20 protein-coding genes, 1 tRNA gene and 2 pseudogenes are annotated in these 21,253 nt (G+C 69.6%); 15 read left to right on the top strand and 8 right to left on the bottom strand.

The window, feature by feature from the left end:
- Positions 1 to 90: 90 nt before the first annotated feature.
- Positions 91 to 792 (bottom strand): phosphate signaling complex protein PhoU, encoded by a 702-nt coding sequence (gene phoU, locus ACYQ8Q_RS21380; protein WP_460073438.1) that lies wholly within the window; start codon positions 790 to 792, stop codon positions 91 to 93.
- Positions 793 to 982: 190 nt separating this feature from the next.
- On the opposite strand from phoU, the gene ACYQ8Q_RS21375 reads away from it, so the two are divergent.
- On the top strand, positions 983 to 2,350 hold the full coding sequence (locus ACYQ8Q_RS21375) for a sensor histidine kinase (RefSeq protein WP_460067116.1): 1,368 nt from the start codon (positions 983 to 985) through the stop codon (positions 2,348 to 2,350).
- Positions 2,347 to 3,027: a response regulator transcription factor gene (locus tag ACYQ8Q_RS21370; RefSeq protein ID WP_015659563.1), complete on the top strand. Its 681-nt coding sequence runs from the start codon at positions 2,347 to 2,349 to the stop codon at positions 3,025 to 3,027. The genes ACYQ8Q_RS21375 and ACYQ8Q_RS21370 overlap by 4 nt, the downstream gene beginning before the upstream one ends.
- Positions 3,028 to 3,116: 89 nt before the next feature.
- Here the strand turns inward: ACYQ8Q_RS21370 and ACYQ8Q_RS21365 are convergent, their stop codons facing one another.
- Entirely contained in the window at positions 3,117 to 3,761 is a 645-nt protein-coding gene (locus ACYQ8Q_RS21365) for a DUF461 domain-containing protein (RefSeq protein WP_460067115.1), read from the bottom strand.
- Positions 3,762 to 4,434: 673 nt separating this feature from the next.
- Between ACYQ8Q_RS21365 and ACYQ8Q_RS21360 the strand changes: the two genes are divergently transcribed.
- From ACYQ8Q_RS21360 to ACYQ8Q_RS21335, 6 genes are all read left to right on the top strand, one after another.
- Complete coding sequence (locus ACYQ8Q_RS21360) at positions 4,435 to 4,917, top strand: CarD family transcriptional regulator (protein ID WP_003953493.1); 483 nt, start codon at positions 4,435 to 4,437, stop codon at positions 4,915 to 4,917.
- 299 nt (positions 4,918 to 5,216) lie between these two features.
- Complete coding sequence (gene ispD / locus ACYQ8Q_RS21355; protein ID WP_460067114.1) at positions 5,217 to 5,969, top strand: 2-C-methyl-D-erythritol 4-phosphate cytidylyltransferase; 753 nt, start codon at positions 5,217 to 5,219, stop codon at positions 5,967 to 5,969.
- Positions 5,959 to 6,453 carry a 2-C-methyl-D-erythritol 2,4-cyclodiphosphate synthase gene (gene ispF / locus ACYQ8Q_RS21350; RefSeq protein ID WP_460067112.1) on the top strand — a complete coding sequence of 165 codons (495 nt, stop codon included), beginning with the start codon at positions 5,959 to 5,961 and terminating at the stop codon, positions 6,451 to 6,453. Before ispD ends, ispF begins: the two co-directional genes overlap by 11 nt.
- 33 nt (positions 6,454 to 6,486) lie before the next feature.
- Positions 6,487 to 7,887, top strand: coding sequence for a cysteine--tRNA ligase (gene cysS / locus ACYQ8Q_RS21345; protein ID WP_460067111.1), 1,401 nt, complete (start codon positions 6,487 to 6,489; stop codon positions 7,885 to 7,887).
- Positions 7,888 to 7,986: 99 nt separating this feature from the next.
- The gene (rlmB, locus tag ACYQ8Q_RS21340) at positions 7,987 to 8,928 is read left to right on the top strand and encodes a 23S rRNA (guanosine(2251)-2'-O)-methyltransferase RlmB (RefSeq protein WP_460067110.1); all 942 of its coding nucleotides are present in this window, start codon (positions 7,987 to 7,989) and stop codon (positions 8,926 to 8,928) included.
- A gap of 150 nt (positions 8,929 to 9,078) precedes the next feature.
- Positions 9,079 to 10,737, top strand: coding sequence for a DoxX family membrane protein (locus ACYQ8Q_RS21335; RefSeq protein ID WP_460067109.1), 1,659 nt, complete (start codon positions 9,079 to 9,081; stop codon positions 10,735 to 10,737).
- Between the two features lie 183 nt (positions 10,738 to 10,920).
- Here the strand turns inward: ACYQ8Q_RS21335 and ACYQ8Q_RS21330 are convergent, their stop codons facing one another.
- From ACYQ8Q_RS21330 to ACYQ8Q_RS21320, 3 genes are all read right to left on the bottom strand, one after another.
- Positions 10,921 to 11,652, bottom strand: coding sequence for a nucleotidyltransferase family protein (locus tag ACYQ8Q_RS21330; RefSeq protein WP_460067107.1), 732 nt, complete (start codon positions 11,650 to 11,652; stop codon positions 10,921 to 10,923).
- Positions 11,653 to 11,773: 121 nt separating this feature from the next.
- On the bottom strand, positions 11,774 to 12,241 hold the full coding sequence (locus ACYQ8Q_RS21325) for a hypothetical protein (protein WP_460067105.1): 468 nt from the start codon (positions 12,239 to 12,241) through the stop codon (positions 11,774 to 11,776).
- Between the two features lie 221 nt (positions 12,242 to 12,462).
- Complete coding sequence (locus ACYQ8Q_RS21320; RefSeq protein WP_460067103.1) at positions 12,463 to 13,548, bottom strand: ABC transporter ATP-binding protein; 1,086 nt, start codon at positions 13,546 to 13,548, stop codon at positions 12,463 to 12,465.
- A 220-nt stretch (positions 13,549 to 13,768) separates the two neighbouring features.
- Here ACYQ8Q_RS21320 and ACYQ8Q_RS21315 point away from each other — a divergent pair.
- Positions 13,769 to 13,841: transfer RNA gene (locus ACYQ8Q_RS21315), tRNA-Thr, on the top strand.
- Between the two features lie 79 nt (positions 13,842 to 13,920).
- On the opposite strand, the gene ACYQ8Q_RS21310 is transcribed toward ACYQ8Q_RS21315, so the two are convergent.
- The 3 genes and pseudogenes from ACYQ8Q_RS21310 to ACYQ8Q_RS21300 form a co-directional block, all read right to left on the bottom strand.
- The gene (locus ACYQ8Q_RS21310) at positions 13,921 to 15,060 is read right to left on the bottom strand and encodes a site-specific integrase (RefSeq protein ID WP_460067101.1); all 1,140 of its coding nucleotides are present in this window, start codon (positions 15,058 to 15,060) and stop codon (positions 13,921 to 13,923) included.
- Positions 15,060 to 15,260 (bottom strand): helix-turn-helix domain-containing protein, encoded by a 201-nt coding sequence (locus ACYQ8Q_RS21305; protein ID WP_460067098.1) that lies wholly within the window; start codon positions 15,258 to 15,260, stop codon positions 15,060 to 15,062. Before ACYQ8Q_RS21305 ends, ACYQ8Q_RS21310 begins: the two co-directional genes overlap by 1 nt.
- Positions 15,261 to 15,701: 441 nt before the next feature.
- Positions 15,702 to 16,940, bottom strand: a pseudogene (locus tag ACYQ8Q_RS21300) (ATP-binding protein); the annotation flags it as partial.
- Between the two features lie 2 nt (positions 16,941 to 16,942).
- On the opposite strand from ACYQ8Q_RS21300, the pseudogene ACYQ8Q_RS21295 reads away from it, so the two are divergent.
- The 6 genes and pseudogenes from ACYQ8Q_RS21295 to ACYQ8Q_RS21270 all read left to right on the top strand — a co-directional run.
- Positions 16,943 to 17,131: pseudogene (locus ACYQ8Q_RS21295) on the top strand (ATP-binding protein); the annotation flags it as partial.
- Between the two features lie 11 nt (positions 17,132 to 17,142).
- Complete coding sequence (locus tag ACYQ8Q_RS21290; protein ID WP_460067096.1) at positions 17,143 to 17,943, top strand: GntR family transcriptional regulator; 801 nt, start codon at positions 17,143 to 17,145, stop codon at positions 17,941 to 17,943.
- The gene (locus ACYQ8Q_RS21285) at positions 17,940 to 18,638 is read left to right on the top strand and encodes a YdcF family protein (protein WP_460067093.1); all 699 of its coding nucleotides are present in this window, start codon (positions 17,940 to 17,942) and stop codon (positions 18,636 to 18,638) included. The genes ACYQ8Q_RS21290 and ACYQ8Q_RS21285 overlap by 4 nt, the downstream gene beginning before the upstream one ends.
- A gap of 164 nt (positions 18,639 to 18,802) precedes the next feature.
- A complete protein-coding gene (locus tag ACYQ8Q_RS21280) occupies positions 18,803 to 19,399 on the top strand; it encodes a hypothetical protein (protein ID WP_460067090.1) in 597 nt (198 codons plus the stop codon).
- A gap of 473 nt (positions 19,400 to 19,872) precedes the next feature.
- Positions 19,873 to 20,316: a hypothetical protein gene (locus ACYQ8Q_RS21275; RefSeq protein WP_460067088.1), complete on the top strand. Its 444-nt coding sequence runs from the start codon at positions 19,873 to 19,875 to the stop codon at positions 20,314 to 20,316.
- On the top strand, positions 20,313 to 21,251 hold the full coding sequence (locus ACYQ8Q_RS21270) for a hypothetical protein (RefSeq protein ID WP_460067086.1): 939 nt from the start codon (positions 20,313 to 20,315) through the stop codon (positions 21,249 to 21,251). Before ACYQ8Q_RS21275 ends, ACYQ8Q_RS21270 begins: the two co-directional genes overlap by 4 nt.
- Positions 21,252 to 21,253 lie beyond the last annotated feature (2 nt).

The raw sequence follows: 21,253 nt of genomic DNA, 5'->3' as shown, positions 1-21,253 counted from the left end.
CATGCCCCTGGTGCCGGGCGCATCAACGGCGCACAGTGGCGCCCGCACGCTTTCCGGAAGCCCACCCCGCCCGCCTCCCCGGCGGGGGACCTACACCCCCTCGGTTCCCGTGGCCGGCTGGATGTCCGGCTGGATGTCGGGCTGGAGCTCGTCCGCGTGCTCACCCGTCACCAGGAACACCACGCGCTTGGCCACCGCCACCGCGTGGTCGGCGAACCGCTCGTAGTAGCGGCCCAGCAGGGTCACGTCCACGGCCGTCTCGATGCCGTGCTTCCAGCGGTCGTCGATCAGGTGCTGGAACAGCGTGCGGTGCAGCAGGTCCATCGCGTCGTCGTCGGCCTCCAGCTGGAGCGCCAGGTCGACGTCCTTGGTGATGATGCACTCCGCCGCCTTCGCCATCAGGCGCTGCGCGAGCTGGCCCATCTCCAGGATCGTGGCGTGCAGGTCGTGCGGCACCGCCCGGTTCGGGAAGCGCAGCCGGGCGAGCTTCGCTACGTGCTGGGCGAGGTCGCCCGAGCGCTCCAGATCGGCCGACATCCGCAGCGAGGTGACGACGATCCGCAGGTCGGTGGCGACCGGCTGCTGGCGGGCGAGCAGCGCGATCGCCTTCGCCTCCAGGTCGTGCTGCAGCTCGTCGACCTTCTGGTCGTTCTCGATGACGCTCTCGGCGAGCTTCAGGTCGGAGTCGAGGATGGCGGTCGTGGCGCGCCCGATCGCCGACCCGACCAGCCGGGCCATCTCCACCAGGCTGTCGCCTATCGAGTCAAGTTCCTCGTGGTACGCGTCCCGCATCAGGATTCCCTCTCGTACGTACGAATGCTCCGGGGCGAACCCCACGGTGCCACGGTCCGCCCGCTACGCGTCGGATTCAGTCACCCCAAATGAACCACTACTGGCTCCAAGGTGAACTCTGGGCGACGAGTGTTCGAGGTCGCACCCGCATGGCTGTGGTCACGCCGGATCCCGTGCCTAACCTGGACGCATGGACGTGAACGCGGCGGTCGCCGCAGCGGCAGCGATCGCCGGGGTGCTCACCGGTGTCATCGCCATGCTGGCGTTCCGCTGGAGCGAGCGCGACCAGGCACGCCCCACCCGCAGCTCCCTGCACACCGACCCCGTGCTCCCGCCCGGCGTGGACACGGTCCTGTCGGTGCTGCGCTCCTCGGCCGTCGTCCTCGACGAGGCCGACGCCGTCGTCAAGGCGAGCTCCGCGGCGTACGCCCTCGGACTCGTGCGTGGCGGAAAACTTTCGGTCGAGCCGATGCTCAAGATGGCCCGGGACACCCGGCGCGACGGGGAGATACGCCAGGTCGAGCTGGATCTGCCCCGGCGCGGGACCGGGCGCGGCGAGGCCCTCGCCGTGTCCGCGCGCGTGGCGCCGCTCGGCTCCCGGCTCGTGATGGTCCTCGTCGAGGACCTCACCGAGGCGCGCCGGATCGAGGCGGTGCGGCGGGACTTCGTCGCCAACGTCAGTCATGAGCTGAAGACCCCGGTCGGCGCGCTCTCCCTGCTCTCCGAGGCCGTCATGGACGCCTCGGACGACCCGGAGGCCGTGGAGCGGTTCGCGGGGCGGATGCAGATCGAGGCGACCCGGCTGACCAACCTGGTCCAGGAGCTCATCGATCTGTCCCGGGTCCAGAACGACGATCCGCTGGAGGACGCCGAGCCCGTGGGCGTCGACGAACTGGTCGCCGAGGCCGTGGACCGCTGCCGGCACCAGGCCGGCACCAAGCAGATCACCATGGCGGCCGGCGGCACCGCCGACCTGCGTGTCTGGGGCAACCGCGGCCAGCTGGCCGCGGCCCTCGGCAACCTGGTCGAGAACGCCGTCAACTACTCGCCCGCCCGCACCCGTGTCGGCATAGCCGCCCGCCGGGTGACCGCGCCCGGCGGGGACCTGATCGAGATCGCGGTGACCGACCAGGGCATCGGGATCTCCGACAAGGACAAGGAGCGCATCTTCGAGCGCTTCTACCGAGTCGACCCGGCCCGCTCCCGTCAGACGGGCGGTACGGGCCTCGGGCTCGCGATCGTCAAGCATGTGGCCGCCTCGCACGGCGGGGAGGTCACGGTGTGGAGCGCCGAGGGACAGGGCTCCACGTTCACGCTGCGGCTGCCCGAGGCCGCCGCGGCCGCCCGCGACCGCGATCGCGCCCACCAGCATCCGGATCCCGACGACCCGGAAGGCCTCGGGGGTTTCGACACCTTCGACGACCTGGACGACCTCAATGACGAGGGCGGGCAGGCCGGCGGCATCTCCTCCCCCACCCCCTCCCGCACCTCGTCCCGCCGCTCATCCCCCGATTCGACCGCGTACCAGACGCTTTCCGCCCCGGAGGTCCTTCCGTGACCCGAGTGCTCGTCGTCGAGGACGAGGAGTCCTTCTCCGACGCCCTGTCGTACATGCTCCGCAAGGAGGGCTTCGAGGTCGCCGTCGCGACCACCGGGCCCGACGGACTCGACGAGTTCGAGCGCAACGGCGCCGACCTCGTCCTCCTCGACCTGATGCTGCCGGGGCTGCCCGGCACGGAGGTGTGCCGGCAGCTGCGCGGCCGCTCCAACGTTCCCGTGATCATGGTGACCGCCAAGGACAGCGAGATCGACAAGGTCGTCGGCCTGGAAATAGGAGCCGACGACTACGTCACCAAGCCGTTCTCCTCGCGCGAGCTGGTCGCCCGGATCCGGGCCGTCCTGCGCCGCCGCGGCGAGCCGGAGGAGGTGACCCCGGCCGCCCTGGAGGCGGGCCCGGTCCGGATGGACGTCGACCGTCACGTCGTCACCGTCTCCGGCTCCAAGGTCGACCTGCCCCTCAAGGAGTTCGACCTCCTGGAGATGCTGCTGCGCAACGCCGGCCGTGTCCTGACCCGCATGCAGCTCATCGACCGGGTCTGGGGCGCCGACTACGTCGGCGACACCAAGACCCTCGACGTCCACGTCAAGCGCCTGCGCGCCAAGATCGAACCGGACCCGGGCGCGCCACGGTATCTGGTGACGGTGCGGGGCCTGGGCTACAAGTTCGAGCCGTAGGCCGGTAGCCGCGTACGGCACCGCATACGACAGGGGCGGCACCCTCGCCGAGGGTGCCGCCCCTGTCGTAGGTGTGCGGGGTACGGGGCTCAGTGGCCCGACGCCGACTCGGAGGGGGACTCCGAGGCGGCCGGGGACTCGGTGCTGCCCGCGGCCGGGGACTCGGTGGACGTGGCCGTCTCCGAGGCGCTCTCGGCGGGCGACTCCGAGGGGGTGCTCGGGATGTCGCTCGGGCCCCAGCTGGAGAAGTAGCTCTCGGCCGGCACGACGAAGGCCGCCAGGCTCACCGCACCGGTGTCGCTGAGCATGAAGGTGGTCTTCTGGGCGTTCCCCTCGATCGATTCCGCGTCCGGGTGCTCCAGGACGGCGGAGGCGTTGCCCTCGCCGCCGATCACGACGACACCGCCGGCCGGAACCGTCAGGTTCTTCTCCCCCTCGGCGGGCGAGAGCTTCGCGGTGCCGAGGCCCTCGACGTCGATCGACTCGATCGTCTGGGCCTGCTTGCCGGTGTTGAAGACGGTCGCGGAGACCGCGACCGGGCCACCCCCGGCGGGGTTCGGCTGGGTGATGACGACAGCGTTCTGGATCTTGATGTCGCCCACACTGGTGGAGGCGTTGTCCGGCTTGATCTCCAGCGTCTGGCTGTTGTTGCCGGCGCCGCAGGCGGCGAGCGTGGCGATCGAGAACGCGAGGGCGGATGCGGCGAGGGCGCCGCGTCGAAGGCTGCTGCTCACGGCGGCGGCAACTCCTTGAACGCACACGGGCAGCTCACCTGGTGATAAAGCCGCCCTAAGGGTCTGTCAGCGGCCTTAGGTTACCGAGCCGTTCCCGCGCCGCCGCACCCGACCCGCCTCTAACGCGTCCGGGGGCCGCGGCGCGCCATGATCTCCCTGGTCATCACACCTGTCACGACACTCTCGGGTGACCCATCCGTCACTCGGACTTCATCCTCGCTCTTCCTGCCCGTACGTCGTCGTACGTCATTCGCATATCCGCACGGGGGCTCCGGTTAAGCGCCGTCGCGCTCCGCTCGCGGATTTTCCGTGAAGGAATGCGCGGTCGTCCGGGAAATTGATCACGGGTCTGCTCGAAGCCCCGGTGATCAATTCCGGAAACGACTGGTATCCGGCCACGGACGTCGAACGGAGTAGCGCAAGTCGCACATCTGGAAGTGGACATATGTGGACGTTCGGCCGCTCGGGGCATGCTCCCTACGCGTGTAACGTCCGCGTTTCACCCCCCTCGGAGAGCCGCTCCGACCTGCGAATACCTGCTTCCGGGAGCCGTCCGAAGCACGTTCCTGTTGCAGTTGTCAAGCCCCGAGATATGCCCTGACCTGCGAAAACGCCATTCAGGAACCGCAGTTTCCGTGTTACCCTGGATAGCCACGGAAGGGGTACCTGTCACATGACGTTCAAGGTTGGCGACACCGTGGTCTATCCCCATCACGGGGCCGCGCTGATCGAGGCCATCGAAACTCGCCAGATCAAAGGCGTGGACAAGACCTACTTGGTGCTGAAGGTCGCCCAGGGTGACCTGACGGTACGTGTGCCAGCGGACAATGCGGAGTTCGTCGGCGTGCGTGATGTGGTCGGTCAGGACGGGCTGGACCGGGTCTTCGAGGTGCTGCGCGCGCCGTACGCCGAGGAGCCCACGAACTGGTCGCGTCGTTACAAGGCAAATCTGGAGAAGCTCGCCTCCGGCGATGTCATCAAGGTCGCGGAAGTCGTGCGTGACCTGTGGCGTCGCGAGCGTGAGCGCGGACTCTCCGCCGGTGAGAAGCGCATGCTCGCCAAGGCCCGCCAGATCCTGGTGAGCGAGCTCGCCCTCGCGGAGAACACCAACGAGGACAAGGCCGAAGCCCTGCTCGACGAGGTTCTCGCGTCCTGACGCCGGCGAAGGCCGACGCCGACGCACACCGTTGAACACCGAAATGCCGCGGTGCCCGATGACGAATTCCCGTCGCCGGGCGCTGCGGCATGTTCGCGTCCGGATGCCGTGCGCCCACCCACGGGGTGCCCACCCACGGGTCGTCCACTTCGGGGTAACCCGCGAAACCCCGATACTTTGCGTGCCGAGCCCGGGCAGCGCTCGACCGGCGTGTCACGGAAGGGTCCGGTCAAGGCGTCGCGCCCGGCACGCTGTCTCCGTACCCAACTAGGCCGAGCACACAAACCTGACAGGAACCGATGTCTGACGATTCGCGTCCCTCGCCCGCGCCCGCCCGCACGGCCGCGGTGATTCCGGCCGCCGGCCGGGGCGTACGCCTCGGTCCGGGCGCCCCCAAGGCGCTCCGCGCGCTGAACGGCACGCCCATGCTGATCCACGCGGTCCGCGCCCTCGCCGCCTCCCGCGCCGTCTCGCTGGTGGTCGTCGTGGCCCCGCCGGACGGCGCCGGCGAGGTCAAGTCGCTGCTCGACGCGCACGCGCTGCCCGACCGCACCGACTTCCTCGTCGTCCCGGGCGGCGACACCCGCCAGGAGTCCGTGCGCCTCGGCCTGGACGCGCTGCCGCCCGAGTACGACATCGTCCTCGTCCACGACGCCGCCCGGCCCCTGGTCCCCGTGGACACCGTGGACGCGGTCATCGAGGCCGTCCGCGAGGGCGCCCCCGCCGTCGTCCCGGCGCTGCCGCTCGCCGACACCGTCAAGGAGGTCGAACCGGCCGCCGCCCCCGGCGAGCCCGAGCCGGTCGTCGCCACCCCGGTCCGCGCCCGGCTGCGCGCCGTACAGACCCCGCAGGGCTTCGACCGGGCCACCCTGGCGCGCGCCCACGAGACGGTCACCGAGGACGTCACCGACGACGCGAGCATGGTCGAGCAGCTCGGCCTGACCGTGGTGGTCGTCCCCGGCCACGAGGAGGCCTTCAAGGTCACCCGTCCCCTCGACCTCGTCCTCGCCGAGGCGGTCCTGGCCCGCAGGAGGCTCAACGATGGCTTCTGAGCTCCTCCCGCTGCCCCGGGTCGGCATCGGCACCGACATCCACGCCTTCGAGGAGGGCCGCGAGCTGTGGTGCGCGGGCCTGAAGTGGGAGGGGGAGGGGTCCGGCCTGGCCGGCCACTCCGACGCCGACGTCGTCGCGCACGCCGCCTGCAACGCCCTCTTCTCGGCGGCCGGCCTCGGCGACCTGGGACAGCACTTCGGCACCGGCCGCCCCGAGTGGTCCGGGGCGTCGGGGGTGACCCTGCTGGCGGAGGCCGCGCGGATCGTCCGCGAGGCCGGTTTCACCGTCGGGAACATCGCCGTACAGGTCGTGGGGCCGCGGCCGAAGATCGGCAAGCGGCGGGACGAGGCGCAGAGGATCCTGTCGGAGGCGGCCGGAGCCCCGGTCTCGGTCTCCGGGGCGACCACGGACGGACTGGGGTTCCCGGGACGGGAGGAAGGCCTGATGGCGGTGGCGACCGCTTTGGTGGTCAGACTGGGGTGAGGGCAGGGCCCACCGCCCACTACCCTAGGGATCGTGACTATTCGCCTGTACGACACCAGCGCCCGGCAGATCCGTGACTTCACCCCGCTCCAGCCGGGCTGTGTCTCGATCTACCTCTGTGGCGCCACCGTGCAGGCGGCCCCGCACATCGGCCACATCCGTTCCGGCCTGAACTTCGACATCATGCGCCGCTGGTTCGAGTACCGCGGCTACGACGTCACGTTCATCCGCAACGTCACCGACATCGACGACAAGATCATCACCAAGTCGCACGAGCAGGGCCGCCCCTGGTGGTCCATCGGCTACGACAACGAGCGCGCGTTCAACGACGGCTACCACGCCCTCGGTTGCCTGCCGCCCACGTACGAGCCGCGGGCGACGGGGCACGTCCCCGAGATGATCGAGATGATGCGCGGCCTCATCGAGCGCGGTCACGCGTACGAGGCCGACGGCAGCGTCTACTTCGACGTGCGCTCCTACCCCGGCTATCTGGCGCTGTCCAACCAGGACATCGACGATCTGCGCCAGCCCACCGAGGAGGGCATCACCGGCAAGCGCGACCCGCGCGACTTCGCGATGTGGAAGGCGACCAAGCCGGGCGAGCCCGACTGGGAGACCCCGTGGGGCCGCGGCCGTCCCGGCTGGCACCTGGAGTGCTCCGCGATGGCCCACAAGTACCTGGGCTCCGCCTTCGACATCCACGGCGGCGGCCTCGACCTGATCTTCCCGCACCACGAGAACGAGATCGCCCAGGCCAAGGCCTACGGCGACGACTTCGCCCAGTACTGGGTGCACAACGCCTGGGTCACCATGAGCGGCGAGAAGATGTCGAAGTCGCTCGGCAACAGCGTGCTGGTCAGCGAGATGGTCAAGGCCTGGCGCCCGATCGTGCTCCGCTACTACCTCGGCACCCCGCACTACCGCTCGATGATCGAGTACAGCGAGGAGTCGCTGCGCGAGACCGAGTCGGCGTTCGCGCGGATCGAGGGCTTCATCCAGCGCGTTGTCGAGAAGGCGGGGGGCGTCGTCGAGCCCGCCGCCGAGGTGCCGCCGGCCTTCGCCGAGGCGATGGACGACGACCTGGGCGTCCCACAGGCCCTCGCCGTCGTGCACACCACCGTCCGCCAGGGCAACAGCGCACTGGCCGCCGACGACAAGGAAGCGGCCGTCGCCCGGCTCGCCGAGGTCCGCGCGATGCTCGGCGTCCTCGGCCTGGACCCGCTCGAGGCCCACTGGGCGGGCGAGGCGGAGAAGGGCGAGGATCTGCACGGCGTGGTCGACAGCCTCGTACGCCTGGTCCTGGACCAGCGGGAGGCGGCCCGGGCGCGCAAGGACTGGGGGACCGCGGACGCCATCCGTGACCAGCTGGGCCAGTCCGGGCTGACCATCGAGGACAGCCCGCAGGGACCGCGCTGGATCCTCGGCTCGCGCTAGCCGCGCGCTGCCCGTTCCCTTGATCGATTGTGCCGTCCGGCTCCCCGGGCGGCACACTGCATAGACGTACGCACACCTCCGCACAGAATCAGGTAGGTCATGGCAGCCAACAACCGCCGCATGTCCGGCAAGAAGGGCGCGCAGGTCGGCAGTGGCGGCCAGCGGCGCCGGGGCCTGGAGGGCAAGGGCCCGACCCCGCCCGCCGAGATGCGCAAGGGGCACAAGAAGAACCGCATCGCCACGGCCAAGGCCAAGCAGGTCCAGCGCCGCCCGGTGGTGCGCGGCCGGGGCGGCAAGAGCGCCTCCGAGCTGGTCGTCGGCCGCAACCCGGTCGTGGAGGCGCTGCGCGAGGGCGTCCCCGCCTCCACGCTCTACGTCCAGCAGTTCATCGACAACGACGAGCGGGTGCGCGAGGCACTCCAGCTCGCGGCCGAGCGCGGCGGCATCAACCTCATGGAGGCGCCGCGCCCCGAGCTGGACCGGATGACCAACGGTCTCAACCACCAGGGGCTCGTCCTCCAGGTCCCGCCGTACGAGTACGCCCACCCCGAGGACCTGGTCCACGCCGCGCACGACGAGGGCGAGGACCCGCTGATCGTCGCCCTCGACGGGGTGACCGACCCGCGCAACCTGGGTGCCGTCGTCCGCTCGGTCTCCGCGTTCGGCGGCCACGGCGTGGTCGTCCCCGAGCGCCGTGCGGCCGGGATGACCGCGGGTGCCTGGAAGACCTCCGCGGGTACGGCGGCCCGTACGCCCGTCGCCCGCGCCACGAACCTCACCCGCGCCCTGGAGGCGTACAAGAAGGCCGGGATCGCGGTCGTCGGCCTGGCCGCCGACGGCGAGGCGGAGATCGGTGCGCTGGAGGCGCTGGACGGCCCGGTCGTCATCGTCGTCGGCAGCGAGGGCAAGGGCCTGTCCCGACTGGTCGGCGAGACCTGCGACTTCCGCGTCCGCATCCCCATGCCGGGTGGCGCGGAGTCCCTCAACGCCGGTGTGGCGGCGGGCATCGTGCTCTACGAGGCGGCGCGGCGCCGGGCCTGACGGAGGCCCGCCCGGACCCGGTGCCGGATCTGAACGCACGTCCGTCCGCTCACCCCGACGGGTCAAATCCGGCGGGGAGGGCAACCTTGACGGAGACCGGACAGATCCGGCGGGTCAAAGCAGTGTCCTAACCACACGTCACTCGGTTAGATGAGTGTGGACACCAGAACACCCCGCACACCCACGGGGGGCCGCTCGTCGGGATTCGCATCCGGTCTCGACGACGTTCCCGCGCTGAGCATGGTGAAGGTGCCGAGCGATCCGGCGCAGATCATCGTCAATCACGCGAGCTTCCGCGTGCAGCTGGGCGTGTCGGCGCGGCGTAACCAATCCCCGCGGATCGCCCGGCATGCGAGCGCCAGCCAGGACACCACGCGCGTCCCCGTCGTCGGGGCGGCGGGCAGAGCGGGCGCCGCCTCCGGTGCCCGCCGCCGGCCCGTCGTCTGGAGCGGCCAGACCGCCCCGGACGACACCGGCGCCCACCGGCTGCTGCAAGCGGTGCGGGCAGGCAGCGTCGGCCACGGCGGACCGCCCGGGGCCGACGCCGGAGCCACCCAGGTCATCCCGCGCGTGGGCGACGGCTACGACGGCGACCTCACCGCGCAGACCCTGGAGACCCCGATCGTCGGCGCCCAGCGCGCCCCGGTCCCCGGCGAGCACCGGCTGCTGCCGCAGATGCGCACGGTCGGCAGCGCCTACGACGAACCCCCCTACGACGACGCCGAGTTCGAGGACTTCGGGGAGGCGCTCGCGGAGGCGGTCGAGCCGCGCGGCAGGCGCCACGCCGGCGACCCGGACGCCTCCCGGCACGCCTACTACCCCGGCCGCCGGATGAACCTGGGCGTGGTGCTGCTCCCGCTGCGGATCTTCCTCGGCTTCATCTCGATCTACGCCGGCATGGGCAAGCTGTGCGACCCCGTCTTCTTCGACGGCGGCAAGCGCGGCTCCATGGTCAAGTGGCTGAACACCCTGCACCCCTGGGAAGTCGCCGAGCCGCTGCGCCAGTTCGCCCTGCACCACCCCGTCGGCTCCGGGCTCGTCATCGCCTTCCTCCAGGTCGTCGTGGGCGTCCTCACGGTCCTGGGCTGCTGGCAGCGGGTCGCGGCGGTGGGCGGCGCGGGCCTGTCGGCGGCGATCCTCGTCACCGTCAGCTGGAAGACCGCGCCGGTCTACGACACCCCCGACATCATCTGTCTCGCCGCCTGGTCGCCGCTGGTCATCGCGGGGGCCCCGGTCTACTCCGTCGACGGCCGTCTCGCCGCCGCGGCCTGGCGCCGGCTCGGCCCCCGCTCCGACATCTGGGAGCTGCGCCGGTACGTCCTGCGCCGCGGCGCCCTGGTCACCGCGATCGCCGTCGGTCTCACGCTGCTGATCGGCGCCCTGCTGGGCGGCGCGGTCCGCGACGCCGACCGGGTCGTCGTCCCCGGCCCCGGCGAGGCCCCGCGCAACGAACTGCCCGGCGCGCCCCTCCCGGAGGAGTCCGGCACCCACGAGTCGTCCCGCAGTCCCGAGGCGTCCACCTCGCCCACCCAGGGCGCGACCTCGGCGGCACCGACGGCCGGTACGGACAGCACGCCGACGGCCCGCGACGAGGGCACGGCGACGACGGGCACGGGTGCGGGCGCGCCCAGCCAGACCCAGGGGACGGCCGGGCAGGCCCCGCCGCAGCAGTCCGCTCCCTCGGGGGGTGGCGAGGCGCCGAGCACCAGCTCCGGCCCTGCGAGCACCTCCGGTGGTTCGACCGGGGGTACGTCGGGTGGCTCTTCGTCTTCCGGTCAGCCTGGGCTGGTGGGGGGGTTGTTGGGGTAGCGGTTGCGGGGAGGCTGCGGGCCGGTGGGGGCTGGTCGCGCAGTTCCCCGCGCCCCTGAGGTACATGAAGGTGCCGTGCGCTTGTCGGCGCACGGCACCTTCGGCTTTTCAGGGGCGCGGGGAACTGCGCGAACGACCCCCACCGGCCCGCAGCCGACGAACGGCTGAAGAACGGCCGAACCGTCAGCGACCCAGCGCCGCCAACTCCTTCGCCGCCTCCGTCAGATCCTTCGCCGTGTCGATGGCCCGCCAGTACGCCCCCTGCGGGATCGGGAACCCCGCCAGCCTCCGCTCCCGCGCGAGATGGGGGAACGTGGTCCGCTCGTGGTCCCCCCGCTCGGGGAGCAGTCCGGCGAACTCCGGGGAGAAGACGTACACGCCCGCGTTGATCTCGTACGTCGTCGGCGGCGCCTCGATGAAGTCGGTGATGTGTCCGAAGCCGTCCGTCTTCACCGCGCCCCACGGAATGCGCGGCCGCGCCAGCGCGAGCGTCGCGACGGCGTCGCGCTCGGTGTGGAAGTCGGCCATCTCGCGCAGCGAGAAGCGGGTCCAGATGTCGCCGTTGGTGGCGTACCAGGGCCGGTCGGGGTGGGGGAGACGGCCGGCCGCGTACTTGAGGCCGCCGCCGCGGCCGAGGGGCTCGGTCTCGACGACCGTCATCACGTTCACCGGCAGGTCGGCGGTCTTCAGCCAGTCCTGGAGGACCTCGGCGAGATGCCCGCAGGAGACGACGACGTCGGTGACGCCCTCCTCGGCGAGCCAGGTGAGCTGGTGGCCGATGATCGGCGTCCCCGTGCCGGGGATCTCCACCATGGGCTTGGGCCGGTCGTCGGTGTACGGACGCAGCCGGGACCCCTGGCCACCGGCCAGGATGACGGCTTGCGTGGGGCGGGACGCGGCGTGCGGGTGAGTCATGGGCGCACTGTACGCGGCGCGGGTGTACGTCCCGTAAGAGGTGCCCGTGGACGGTCCGGGCGGTCCCCCGCCCGGGCCGGGAGGGGGAGCCGCACCGAGGGGTGGGGGCTCAGCTGTGGGCTCAGCTGTGGGCCGCGAGGACGCCCGAGGCGAAGGAGGTGTCGCAGACCGGGCGGGCGTAGGACTGCGCGCGTGAGGGGCCGTAGACACGGACCGCGGCGCGGCCCAGGGCGCGGGCGATGGAGGTGCAGTGCCTCGCCAGCGACGGCTTGCCGTTCACGGCGGCCTGGAGGTGGGTCAGGGCGGTGCCCGGGTCCTTCTCCTGGAGCTCGGTCAGCAGTTGGTCGCGCAGGACGTCCTGCGGGGCCTGGGGGGCGCCGTGGGAGGTGCGGTGGGCGGTGGAGACGTCGGAGGCGGTGAGCACCGAGTCCGAGGGGTCTCCCGACCAGTTGACCCGGGTGACCGCGAGGGTTCCCGAGAGCACCATGACGACGGGCAGGACGAGGGCGAGCGAGCGGCCGATCCGGCGGGCTGGGCCGCCCTGGCCGCGTTGCGTGCGCTGGGTGGAGTGGTTCGCGGAGTGCTTCACGCGTGTGAGGGTAGCGCCCCGTAATCATTCGGCGACATTTCGTCACTCGGACGGGGGATGAAGTGGTGTCTCTTGTGGGGTAGTGGGTTGACGGTCGCCGGTCCGGTCGGGGGGAAATGTCCGGTGCGCCGGGGTGTGTGCGGGCAGCGACAAGGGCCCCGCGGCGAACCGCGGGGCCCTTGTCGTCAACTGGTCCGGAATATCCGGGTTGTCTCCTTGGGTCAGTCGGAGAGGCGGGCGCCCGTGGAGGTGGAGAACACGTGGGTCTCGCCGGCGCGCGGGACGACGTGCAGCGTGCTGCCCTTCTCCGGGACCTCACGGCCGCCGACGCGGACCACGAGGTCCTTGGTCTCGCCGCCGACCTGGGCGGTGCCGTAGACGAAGGCGTCGGAGCCGAGCTCCTCGACCACGTTCACGACGACGCCGAGACCGGTGTCGGCGTCGGTGGTGACGTCGAAGTGCTCCGGGCGGACACCCACGGTGACCGTCTTGTCGGAGGTGGCGGAGAGCGCGTCACGCTGCACCGGCACGACCGAGTTGCCGAACTTCACGCCGCCGTCGGCGACCGGGACCTCGACGAGGTTCATCGCGGGGGAGCCGATGAAGCCGGCCACGAACAGGTTGGCGGGCTTGTCGTACATGTTGCGCGGGGTGTCGACCTGCTGGAGCAGACCGTCCTTGAGGACCGCCACGCGGTCGCCCATCGTCAGGGCCTCGACCTGGTCGTGGGTGACGTAGACGGTGGTGATGCCCAGACGGCGCTGGAGGGACGCGATCTGCGTACGGGTCGAGACACGGAGCTTGGCGTCGAGGTTCGACAGCGGCTCGTCCATGAGGAACACCTGGGGCTCACGCACGATGGCGCGACCCATGGCGACACGCTGCCGCTGACCACCCGACAGGGCCTTCGGCTTGCGGTCGAGGTACTCGGTGAGGTCGAGGATCTTCGCGGCCTCCTCGACCTTCTGCCGGATCTCCGCCTTGTTGACGCCGGCGATCTTGAGCGCGAAGCCCATGTTGTCGGCGACGCTCATGTGCGGGTAGAGCGCGTAGTTCTGGAACACCATGGCGATGTCCCGGTCCTTGGGCGGCAGGTGGGTGACGTCGCGGTCGCCGATGCGGATCGCACCGCCGTTGACGTCCTCGAGCCCCGCGAGCATGCGGAGCGAGGTGGACTTGCCGCAGCCGGACGGGCCGACGAGGACGAGGAACTCGCCGTCCGCGATCTCGATGTCGAGGCCGTCGACGGCGGGCTTGGTCGAACCGGGGTAGATCCGGGTCGCCTTGTCGAACGTAACAGTGGCCATGGCTCAGAGGCCCCCTTCTACCGGCAGGAACGTGCCGGACGATCCGTTGTAGGAAGGTGGTTGGTGTAGTCCACATGAGTGAACTGGCTCAGGACGCTACCTCGCGTCCGGCGGATCTGTCAGTACCCGGAGGCATGTGAACTTCGCGGAAATTTTCGACAGACCGCCCCGCCGACCTGGGTACACTGCACGGGCGCGGTCATGAGCCATGCCCGCGCAGGCCTCCTTAGCTCAGCTGGTAGAGCACCGCTCTTGTAAAGCGAAGGTCGTCGGTTCGAGTCCGACAGGGGGCTCTTTGATCTAGCTGGGACAACGCCCCCGCGACCTTCCGGCCGTGAGGGCGTTGACGGCAGCACTTGACGGCAGTCCCGCTTAACGGCGCCGTTTCAGCAGACGATCCATGTGGCCCATGGCCTCTCGCCGGTGGTCGTCGCTCACGTGCGTGTACACGTTCATGGTCACCGCGATCTGCGAGTGACCGAGGATCTCCATGACGGTGCGGGGCGCGACGCCGGCGGCGAAGAGCAGGGACGCGCACCCGTGACGGGTGTCGTGCAGGCGCACCCTCGGCAGCTTCGCGGACTCCGATATCCGAAGGAACGACCGGTAGAGATTCCGGGGCTCGATCGGCCGACCGCTCCGGGTCGTGAACACGTGATCGCTCCGGTGCCAGTCCGCGCCGGCCGCCGTGCGTCGCTCGGCCTGCCGCATGCGGTGCCACCGGAGCGGCGCCACGCACATCATCGGAATCGGGATCACTCGCGACCGCCGGTTCTTGGTCGTGTCCAGGTAGAGCGCCTTGCCGCCCCGGTTGAGGGTGGTCCGGACCGTGAGGGTGCGCCGGTCAAGGTCGACGTCCCGCCACTGCAAGCCGAGGATCTCGCCGCGCCGCAGACCGAGGGCGACGGCGAGGACGAACGCGGTGTAGAGCGGGTCCGTCCTCGCGGCCTCCAGGAAGGTCAGCGTCTCGTCGAGAGACCAGGGGTGCAGCTCTCGCGGCTCGACTCGGGGCGCGGGAACGAGCTGGACGACGTTGCGACTGATCAGTTCGTCGCGGCACGCGGCGGTGATCGCCGTACGCAGCACGCGGTGCGCTTCCTTCGCGGTCGCGGCAGACGACTGCGCGGTGACCTTGGCGATCATCTGCCGCACGTTCGCCGTGGTGAGCGACTCCAGCCGGCGGGTGCCCAGCAGCGGCACGAGGTAGAGGCGTATGTGCATCTCGTACTTCACGTACGTCGTCCGCTTCCGGTTGGGGCGGATGTACTCCTCCAGCCAGTACGGCAGCCACTCCGAGAGCTTGGCCGACCGGGACGGGGTCGGGATCCCCTGCCGGTCGCGGCGCACGAGTTCCTGCCGCTTCTCGTCGCACTCCTCCCAGGTGGAGCCGTAGACCGTCTTGCGCTTGCGGGTGCCGTCGGGCTGGGGGACGTAGACGCGCGCCTCGAAACGCCCGTCCTTGCGCTGCCAGATGCTGCCGGCGCCGTTCGGGTTCTTCTTGCGGGGTGCCATCAGGCCGCGTTCTCCTCAAGTCGGTCCTGCATGTACTTGCTGACGGCCTGCACCGGGATGCGGCGGGCGCGGCCGGATGTGTAGCTGGGGAGTTCCTTGGAGCGGATGAGGTCGTAGACCTTGCTGCGGCTGAGGCGCAGGGCGGTCATGACTTCGGGGACCTTGAGCGCTTGAGGGGGTGGGGGCGCGGCGATGCTCACGCGAGATCTCCTCGGGGCGGGATGGTCTGTGCTGTCCGAAGCGGGGATTTCTGCGTCATCGCGTCACCTGCGTCAATCAGGCTTCTGATCTGCAGGTTCCGGTGACGCAGCGTGGCGGGCCCTGCGTCACCGATGACACGGGCGCTCGTCACGGGGTGACGCTGATGACGCGGGATGACGCAGGATTCTCCCTCTGCGTCACCCACTGTCGCCGCAGGTCAGCGGCCGTCTGTCGGGCCCGTGGTGACGCAGTGACGCAGATCTTCCCTACTTGGGAAAAGAAGGGGTGGTGTCTGTGGGTCTTGGGTCCCGCTCAGGGCTTGAAGAACGGGCCGCTTCGCGGGCGCGACCCTTGCAGGGCGGCTGTTGCCGCCGAACAGCAAGAGGAGCACCCCCGCCGTGGCGTGCTCCTCTTGCTTGTCCGCCGGTCCGGGCGGGCGGTCAGAACGCGGTCTGCTGCTCGGGCGGCGGGGGCGGGGCCTGGCGGCTGAGCTCGATGTAGCGGGCGGCGCTGGTGCGGCCCCAGTCGACCAGGACGCCCCGCGCGGCCAGGGTGGGCTGGATGCGCCGTAGCCGGTCGGACAGCACCTTGCCGGTGGTGGGCCAGCCCTTGGGCAGGGGGCGGCATTCCTCGCCGCTGTAGAGGGCGGTCAGGGCGTGCAGCCACTCCGCCGACGTCATCCGCTCTTCCGCGCCCGGGGTGAGTTCGGCGGCGTGCTTGAGGACCGTCTGCGCCAGGAGATCGCCCTCGATGACGTCGTCGTTCAAGTCGTCCAGGCTGGCCCGGTATGCCTCCAGCGTCCCGAAGCCGGTGGCGGTGTCGAGCTGGGCGCACAGGTGGGCGAAGTCGGCCATGCGCAGATCGGTGGGGGTCTCGGCCTGCACGGCGCGGACCTTGACGGTGAGGTCGAGCAGGGAGCCGAGGACGGCGGGCAGGATCTCGGCGTACTCCGCCCACAGCTCCGCTTCGGTGCGCCGTACCCGGGGGCGTTCCAGGCGCAGGGTGAGGAGTCGTTCGGCGAGGTCGGGGCGGATGACGCCGACGTCGATGCCGGTCAGCAGCATGGGCCGGCGGTAGCGGGAGCGGACGACGTCGCCGTCGGTGAACAGCGCGCGCTTGATGCTCTCGGCTCCGGTGATGACGCAGCACATGAGGTCGGACAGGTCCGGGGGCAGGTGGGAGAGGTTGTCCAGGGCGGTGATCCATCCGGCCGCGACCGCTGTGATCATGTTCTCTTCGTCCTTCGGGGCGCGGCGCAGGTCGCCGGTCATGCCCTCGATGATCCGCACGAGCATCCGCCCGCCGGTCGACTTGCCGGCGCCCTGCGGGCCGGTGAGGAACGGCGCGGGGACGGGCACGGACGGCTCCAGACAGCCGATGAGCCACGCGAGGGCGAGGGCTTCGGTCTTGGCGTCGGCGAAGTTGCACAGCCGCATCAGCAGGTCGATGCCCTTGCCGTTGGTGTCCTTGGCGGGCAGGGGGAGTTCACCGGTGAGCTGGGTGCGCCGCCAGCACACCTCCTCGGGGTCGGGGACGCGGATGTCCCAGCCGGTGGGGTGGATGCGCACGGACCGGCCGTCGTCGCGGCCGAGGTCGAGCCAGGTTGCTCCGTCGAAGCCGGGGGCGACACGGATGTGGGTGGGCTGTACCCGCTCGGTGAGGGCGAGAGCCTCGATCAAGCGCGCAGGCGCACTTCCGGTATTTCCGCACCGTGGACGGGACCGTGTACGCGCAGCGCACCGGCCACCCCGTGGCGCGCCCGATCCGCTCGCAGGGCACGACCGGGAGCCACCGGCAGGAACTCATGGTCGGCCTCTTCCGTGACGGGGTCGGCGTCTTCAACGGAACCGCCCTCAAGGAGGCGTTCGAGAGGAGTTCTGCGTGGCACCGAAGTGGCGCGAGCTGGCGGACAGGCTCGCGGAGCAGATCAGAAACGGGCAGTATGCCCCGGGCGCCCAGTTGCCCCAGATCAGAGAGCTAGTCGAGGCGGGAGAAGGCTCAAAGGCCACTGTTCATCAGGCGTACAAGGCCCTGGAGGCTGAGGGGCTGGTGACCTCCACGCGTGGCCATGGAACCGTCGTGCGGCCGCGTACACCCCTCAAACGACTCGGTATCGCCCGCTACGACAAGGCCAAGTGGCGAGATGGGGACGAAGTCGCGTTCATCGCTGACCGTGTTGCGTCTGGGCGCGCGTACAAGCGTGACGAGCAGACGCAGACGGTGAGCCACGAGCAGGCGAGCAGTCTTGTGGCAGAAGGGCTCGGAGTCGCTGTCGGCTCCGACGTCTACGCGCGCGCCCGCCTCGTGAAGGAGGGGGCGCAGCCGACGCACACTCTGACCAGCTACTACAGGCCCGAACACGTGGAGGGAACGCGCATCGTCGACCCCACCCCCGGCCCCGCTGGCCGGGGCGGCGGGTATCGCGTCCTCTACGACGCCGGATACGAGATTGACCACATGAAGGAGGCGCTGTTCGCGCGCGTTCCCACGGTGCGCGAGGTGCAGCTCCTGCAGCTCCCTCCCGGCGAGCCTGTGGTCGAGCTGCACCGGACGACGTACACGGCGGACGGTACGGTCGTTGAGTTCGCAGTCGGCATCCACTCGGCATCCCGCTTCGCGTGGGAGTACGAGTTCAAGGTTCCCGACTCCGCCAACGATAACAGCGCGGAGGGTTCAGCGTGATCTCCGAACAGGACTGGCAGGACGCCCAGCTCTTGTGGGACTACCAGCAGATGCATCACGAGCCGCGCCCCTGCTCGGTCGCTATCGGTCTCGGCAGCCACGATCTCGGCGTCGCCGACACCACTGTCGACCTGTACCGGCGTGGCATGATGCCGCTGATCGTCTTCACGGGTGCCACCAGCCGGACTACAAAAGACCGCATGCCGCGCGGCGAAGCCGAGCACTATCGGGATCGCGCCCTGGAACTAGGCGTTCCGACGGAAGCCATTCTTGTTGAACCACATGCCCAAAACACTGGCCAGAACATTACCCTGTCCCGCGTCTTGCTCGAGGAGAGCAGGATTGAGGTTACATCTGCACTTCTCGTCAGCAAGCCGTACGAGGAACGTCGAGCCTACGCCACGGCGCGGAAGCTCTGGGCGGGAGTCGAATTCGTCAGCCCATCGACGCCCATGACTCTCCTGGAATACGTCGACTCAATCCGAGATCCCCGTCTCGTGATCGACATGCTGGTGGGGGCATTGCAGCGACTGATGATCTATCCCGATCAGGGGTTTATGATTGCGCAGGATGTACCGATTCAGGTGATCTGTGCGTACGGGCGGCTTGCCTCTCGTGGTTTCACGAGTCGACTTGTCGCCGCATCCGTCAGCAGTGCTGTCGACTCTGCGATTCGCGCCAGGAGAATCGGCTAGCACCTAGTTCCAGGCTTCATCTTGATCACCTTCCAAGACATCGTTTACAGGGGTTTAGGTGACGGATGCGCGTAGGAGGCTTTCCGGCGTAGAGAATGCCACCTATCGGGCGAATTTTCGGCTTATCCTGGCTCGTGGTTATGACCTGTTGGGATCATGGCGGTATGGGAGACGAGCGTGGTGAGATCAATGAGGAAGGCAGACCTGGACGTCTGTCACGGCGTTTCAGGACGTGGCTGGGAGTGGCGGCGAGTGTCGCTGGTGTCGTAGCCGGGGTGTTGCTCGTCGTTGACCGCTGGGGCCCTAAGCCGGATTTCACGGTAAATGACTGGCGTAGGGAGGCTGACGAGGTCTGCGACCGTTCGGTAAACTTTGCGAACACGGTAAAAGTGTGGTCATCGGTGGAGCAGCTCGCAGCCGCCCAGAATTCGCTCCCGAAGGATCAATTTGAAACTCTTCGGGAAACGGTAGCAAATGACGTGGCTGCATTGGCTAGTAGGGTGCGGGGGTTTAAAACCGATCTCGATGATATCGACCGCCCTAGTCGGCACGGCGAAGAGGTAGATAGACTCATTGAGAGCATTAATTATGGAACTGTGCTAATTTTCCAATTTTCAAGCGACGTGCGTGAGGCGGTTGACCCTGCGGAGGTTGCGGTGCTCTATGGAGAGTTCCTGCAAAAAATCAACAAGCCTGGAGTGGAACAATTGGAACTGGTGAAGAAATTGGGTGCCAAGCAGTGTTATTTGAACATGCAATGAACCAACCCGCGTCGGCCTCGGTGGTGAGAGGCGCAGTTACGGCAACTGTAACCGGACTTCAGGTGGATCGCTCGGCATCCCCGAGATCGGCTGAAGACGGTTGCAGGGACGAAATGCTAGCTTCGGCGCCTGTCGGCTGACGGCAGTCTTTGACGGCAACGCCGGTGGACGTCGCCGTACCGGGAGAGCCGACCGGGCGCTCCTCTCGGCAGGCCGACACGTCGAGCCCCTGGCTCCTCGGCCGCGGGGGTGAACTTGTAAAGCGAAGGTCGTCGGTTCGAGTCCGACAGGGGGCTCTTTTCTCGTTCTTCTTGTGGTGGCGCGGTCCCGGGCGTTTCGTCCGGGGCCGTTTTCGTGTGTGCGCCGTCCGGCGCGGCTGCGTTGATTCTTGTGATTATTTGCATATCTTTGCGGCGCTATGACCGATTCATGAACATGCGTTCGTCGCATGTTCGGAAGGGCTCGTGCCTCAGATGTCACGCATCCGCGTATCCCAGGGACTCGCCGCCCTCGCGGTGGCCGTCACCGTCCTCACCGCCTCCCCGGCCGTCGCCGCCGTCCGCGCGTTCGACGACCCGCCGCCCTCCAGCGGCGAGGTCGACGGCCAGAAGGACCAGGTGGGCAAGGACACCGCCCAGGCCAAGGAGGACATGGCCGCCGCCAAGGGCCAGGCCACCAAGTGCCCGCCCTCCTCGAAGCAGTGCATGAGCGACCTGGCCGGGGAGGGCCAGGAGCAGAAGGAGGGCATGGCCAAGACCCAGCAGGCCCTGAACGACGTCCACCCGGCCCCCGAGAACAACGCCTCGGCGGTCGTCGACGGCGCCTGTGACGACTTCGCCGCAGGTCTGCCCTCCGCGCTCACCTCCTCGGCCGACTCCGGCGAGCTGACCGGTGTCTGCGAGCTGATGAACCCGTGACGACCATGAACCGCCGGGCCCTCGCCCTCGGCGCCGCCGCCGTCGTCGTCGCGCTGACCGTGCCGGCCGCCTCCGCCGTCGCCGACCCCGACCGGACCGTGCCCGCCGCCCAGGCCTTCAACGGCGACACCCCGCTGACCTCCGTCAAGGAGGTCAGCGACTACTGTGCCGCGCACGCCGGAGACTGCCGGTTCAAGGTCGACCGCGCGGCCTCCAGCGAGTACCACACCGCCGTCAAGTCCCTCGGCAACGCGGTCGTCAACTGCACCAAGGCCGACATCAAGGTCACCCGGCAGGTCTCCCTCCAGGTGTCCAGCTCCGACAACCTCGGCGGCGAGATCACCGGCCGGATCACGCTCGACGGCCAGCTCACCGCCCAGGGTTCGGTCACCGCGGGGGTGAGCGGCGAGGCCGGCGGCAACTTCAAGATGCCGGACCAGTCGAAGGGGCCCAGCGCCGAGGTCAACGCCAAGGGCGGGGCCAACGCCAGCGGCACGATCGGTGGTTCGGCGTCGCTGAGGGCCGCCTTCGAGGGCGCGTTCAGGCTGTCGTACTCCAAGACCTGGAGCACCCAGCAGACCGAGTCCACCTCCTACGAGGTCGTCGTCAAGCCCGGTGACGCCCTGGTGTTCGGGGCGAGCGCCGCGATGCAGCGGGTCGCCGGGAGCATCTCCACCGGGGGCGGGCTCGGCATCCGCAACGTCTTCGTCGACGGTCCCTCCAGCGTCAACACCAGCACGTTCGTCGCCGACACCTTCACCGTCCCCGGCAACACCTGCCAGAAGCTGCGGCCCGGCGGCAGGACCGGCGTCGAGGACACCACCACCCCGAGGCCCCCCGGCCTCACCAGGTCGGCCGCCCTGCCGAGCACCCCGGAGCTGCCCGAGGGGTCCCGGCTGAAGGAGCGCGTCGAACTCGGGGGTGAGGTCTCGTGATC

It is taken from the genome of Streptomyces sp. YKOK-I1 (genome assembly GCF_054660435.1).
The sequence above is the reverse complement of the archived record's forward strand: the minus strand, read 5'-3'. Positions and strand labels throughout refer to the sequence as shown.

Bases quoted from the DNA above. Each gene is read 5' to 3' on its own strand.
- rlmB (WP_460067110.1), top strand. From the start codon at position 7,987: ATGGCAGCCAACAACCGCCGCATGTCCGGCAAGAAGGGCGCGCAGGTC.
- ACYQ8Q_RS21280 (WP_460067090.1), top strand. From the start codon at position 18,803: ATGGGAGACGAGCGTGGTGAGATCAATGAGGAAGGCAGACCTGGACGT.
- ACYQ8Q_RS21330 (WP_460067107.1), bottom strand. From the start codon at position 11,652: ATGACTCACCCGCACGCCGCGTCCCGCCCCACGCAAGCCGTCATCCTG.
- ACYQ8Q_RS21360 (WP_003953493.1), top strand. From the start codon at position 4,435: ATGACGTTCAAGGTTGGCGACACCGTGGTCTATCCCCATCACGGGGCC.
- ispD (WP_460067114.1), top strand. From the start codon at position 5,217: ATGTCTGACGATTCGCGTCCCTCGCCCGCGCCCGCCCGCACGGCCGCG.
- ACYQ8Q_RS21320 (WP_460067103.1), bottom strand. From the start codon at position 13,548: ATGGCCACTGTTACGTTCGACAAGGCGACCCGGATCTACCCCGGTTCG.
- ACYQ8Q_RS21275 (WP_460067088.1), top strand. From the start codon at position 19,873: ATGTCACGCATCCGCGTATCCCAGGGACTCGCCGCCCTCGCGGTGGCC.
- ACYQ8Q_RS21310 (WP_460067101.1), bottom strand. From the start codon at position 15,060: ATGGCACCCCGCAAGAAGAACCCGAACGGCGCCGGCAGCATCTGGCAG.
- ispF (WP_460067112.1), top strand. From the start codon at position 5,959: ATGGCTTCTGAGCTCCTCCCGCTGCCCCGGGTCGGCATCGGCACCGAC.
- ACYQ8Q_RS21375 (WP_460067116.1), top strand. From the start codon at position 983: ATGGACGTGAACGCGGCGGTCGCCGCAGCGGCAGCGATCGCCGGGGTG.
- ACYQ8Q_RS21335 (WP_460067109.1), top strand. From the start codon at position 9,079: ATGAGTGTGGACACCAGAACACCCCGCACACCCACGGGGGGCCGCTCG.
- phoU (WP_460073438.1), bottom strand. From the start codon at position 792: ATGCGGGACGCGTACCACGAGGAACTTGACTCGATAGGCGACAGCCTG.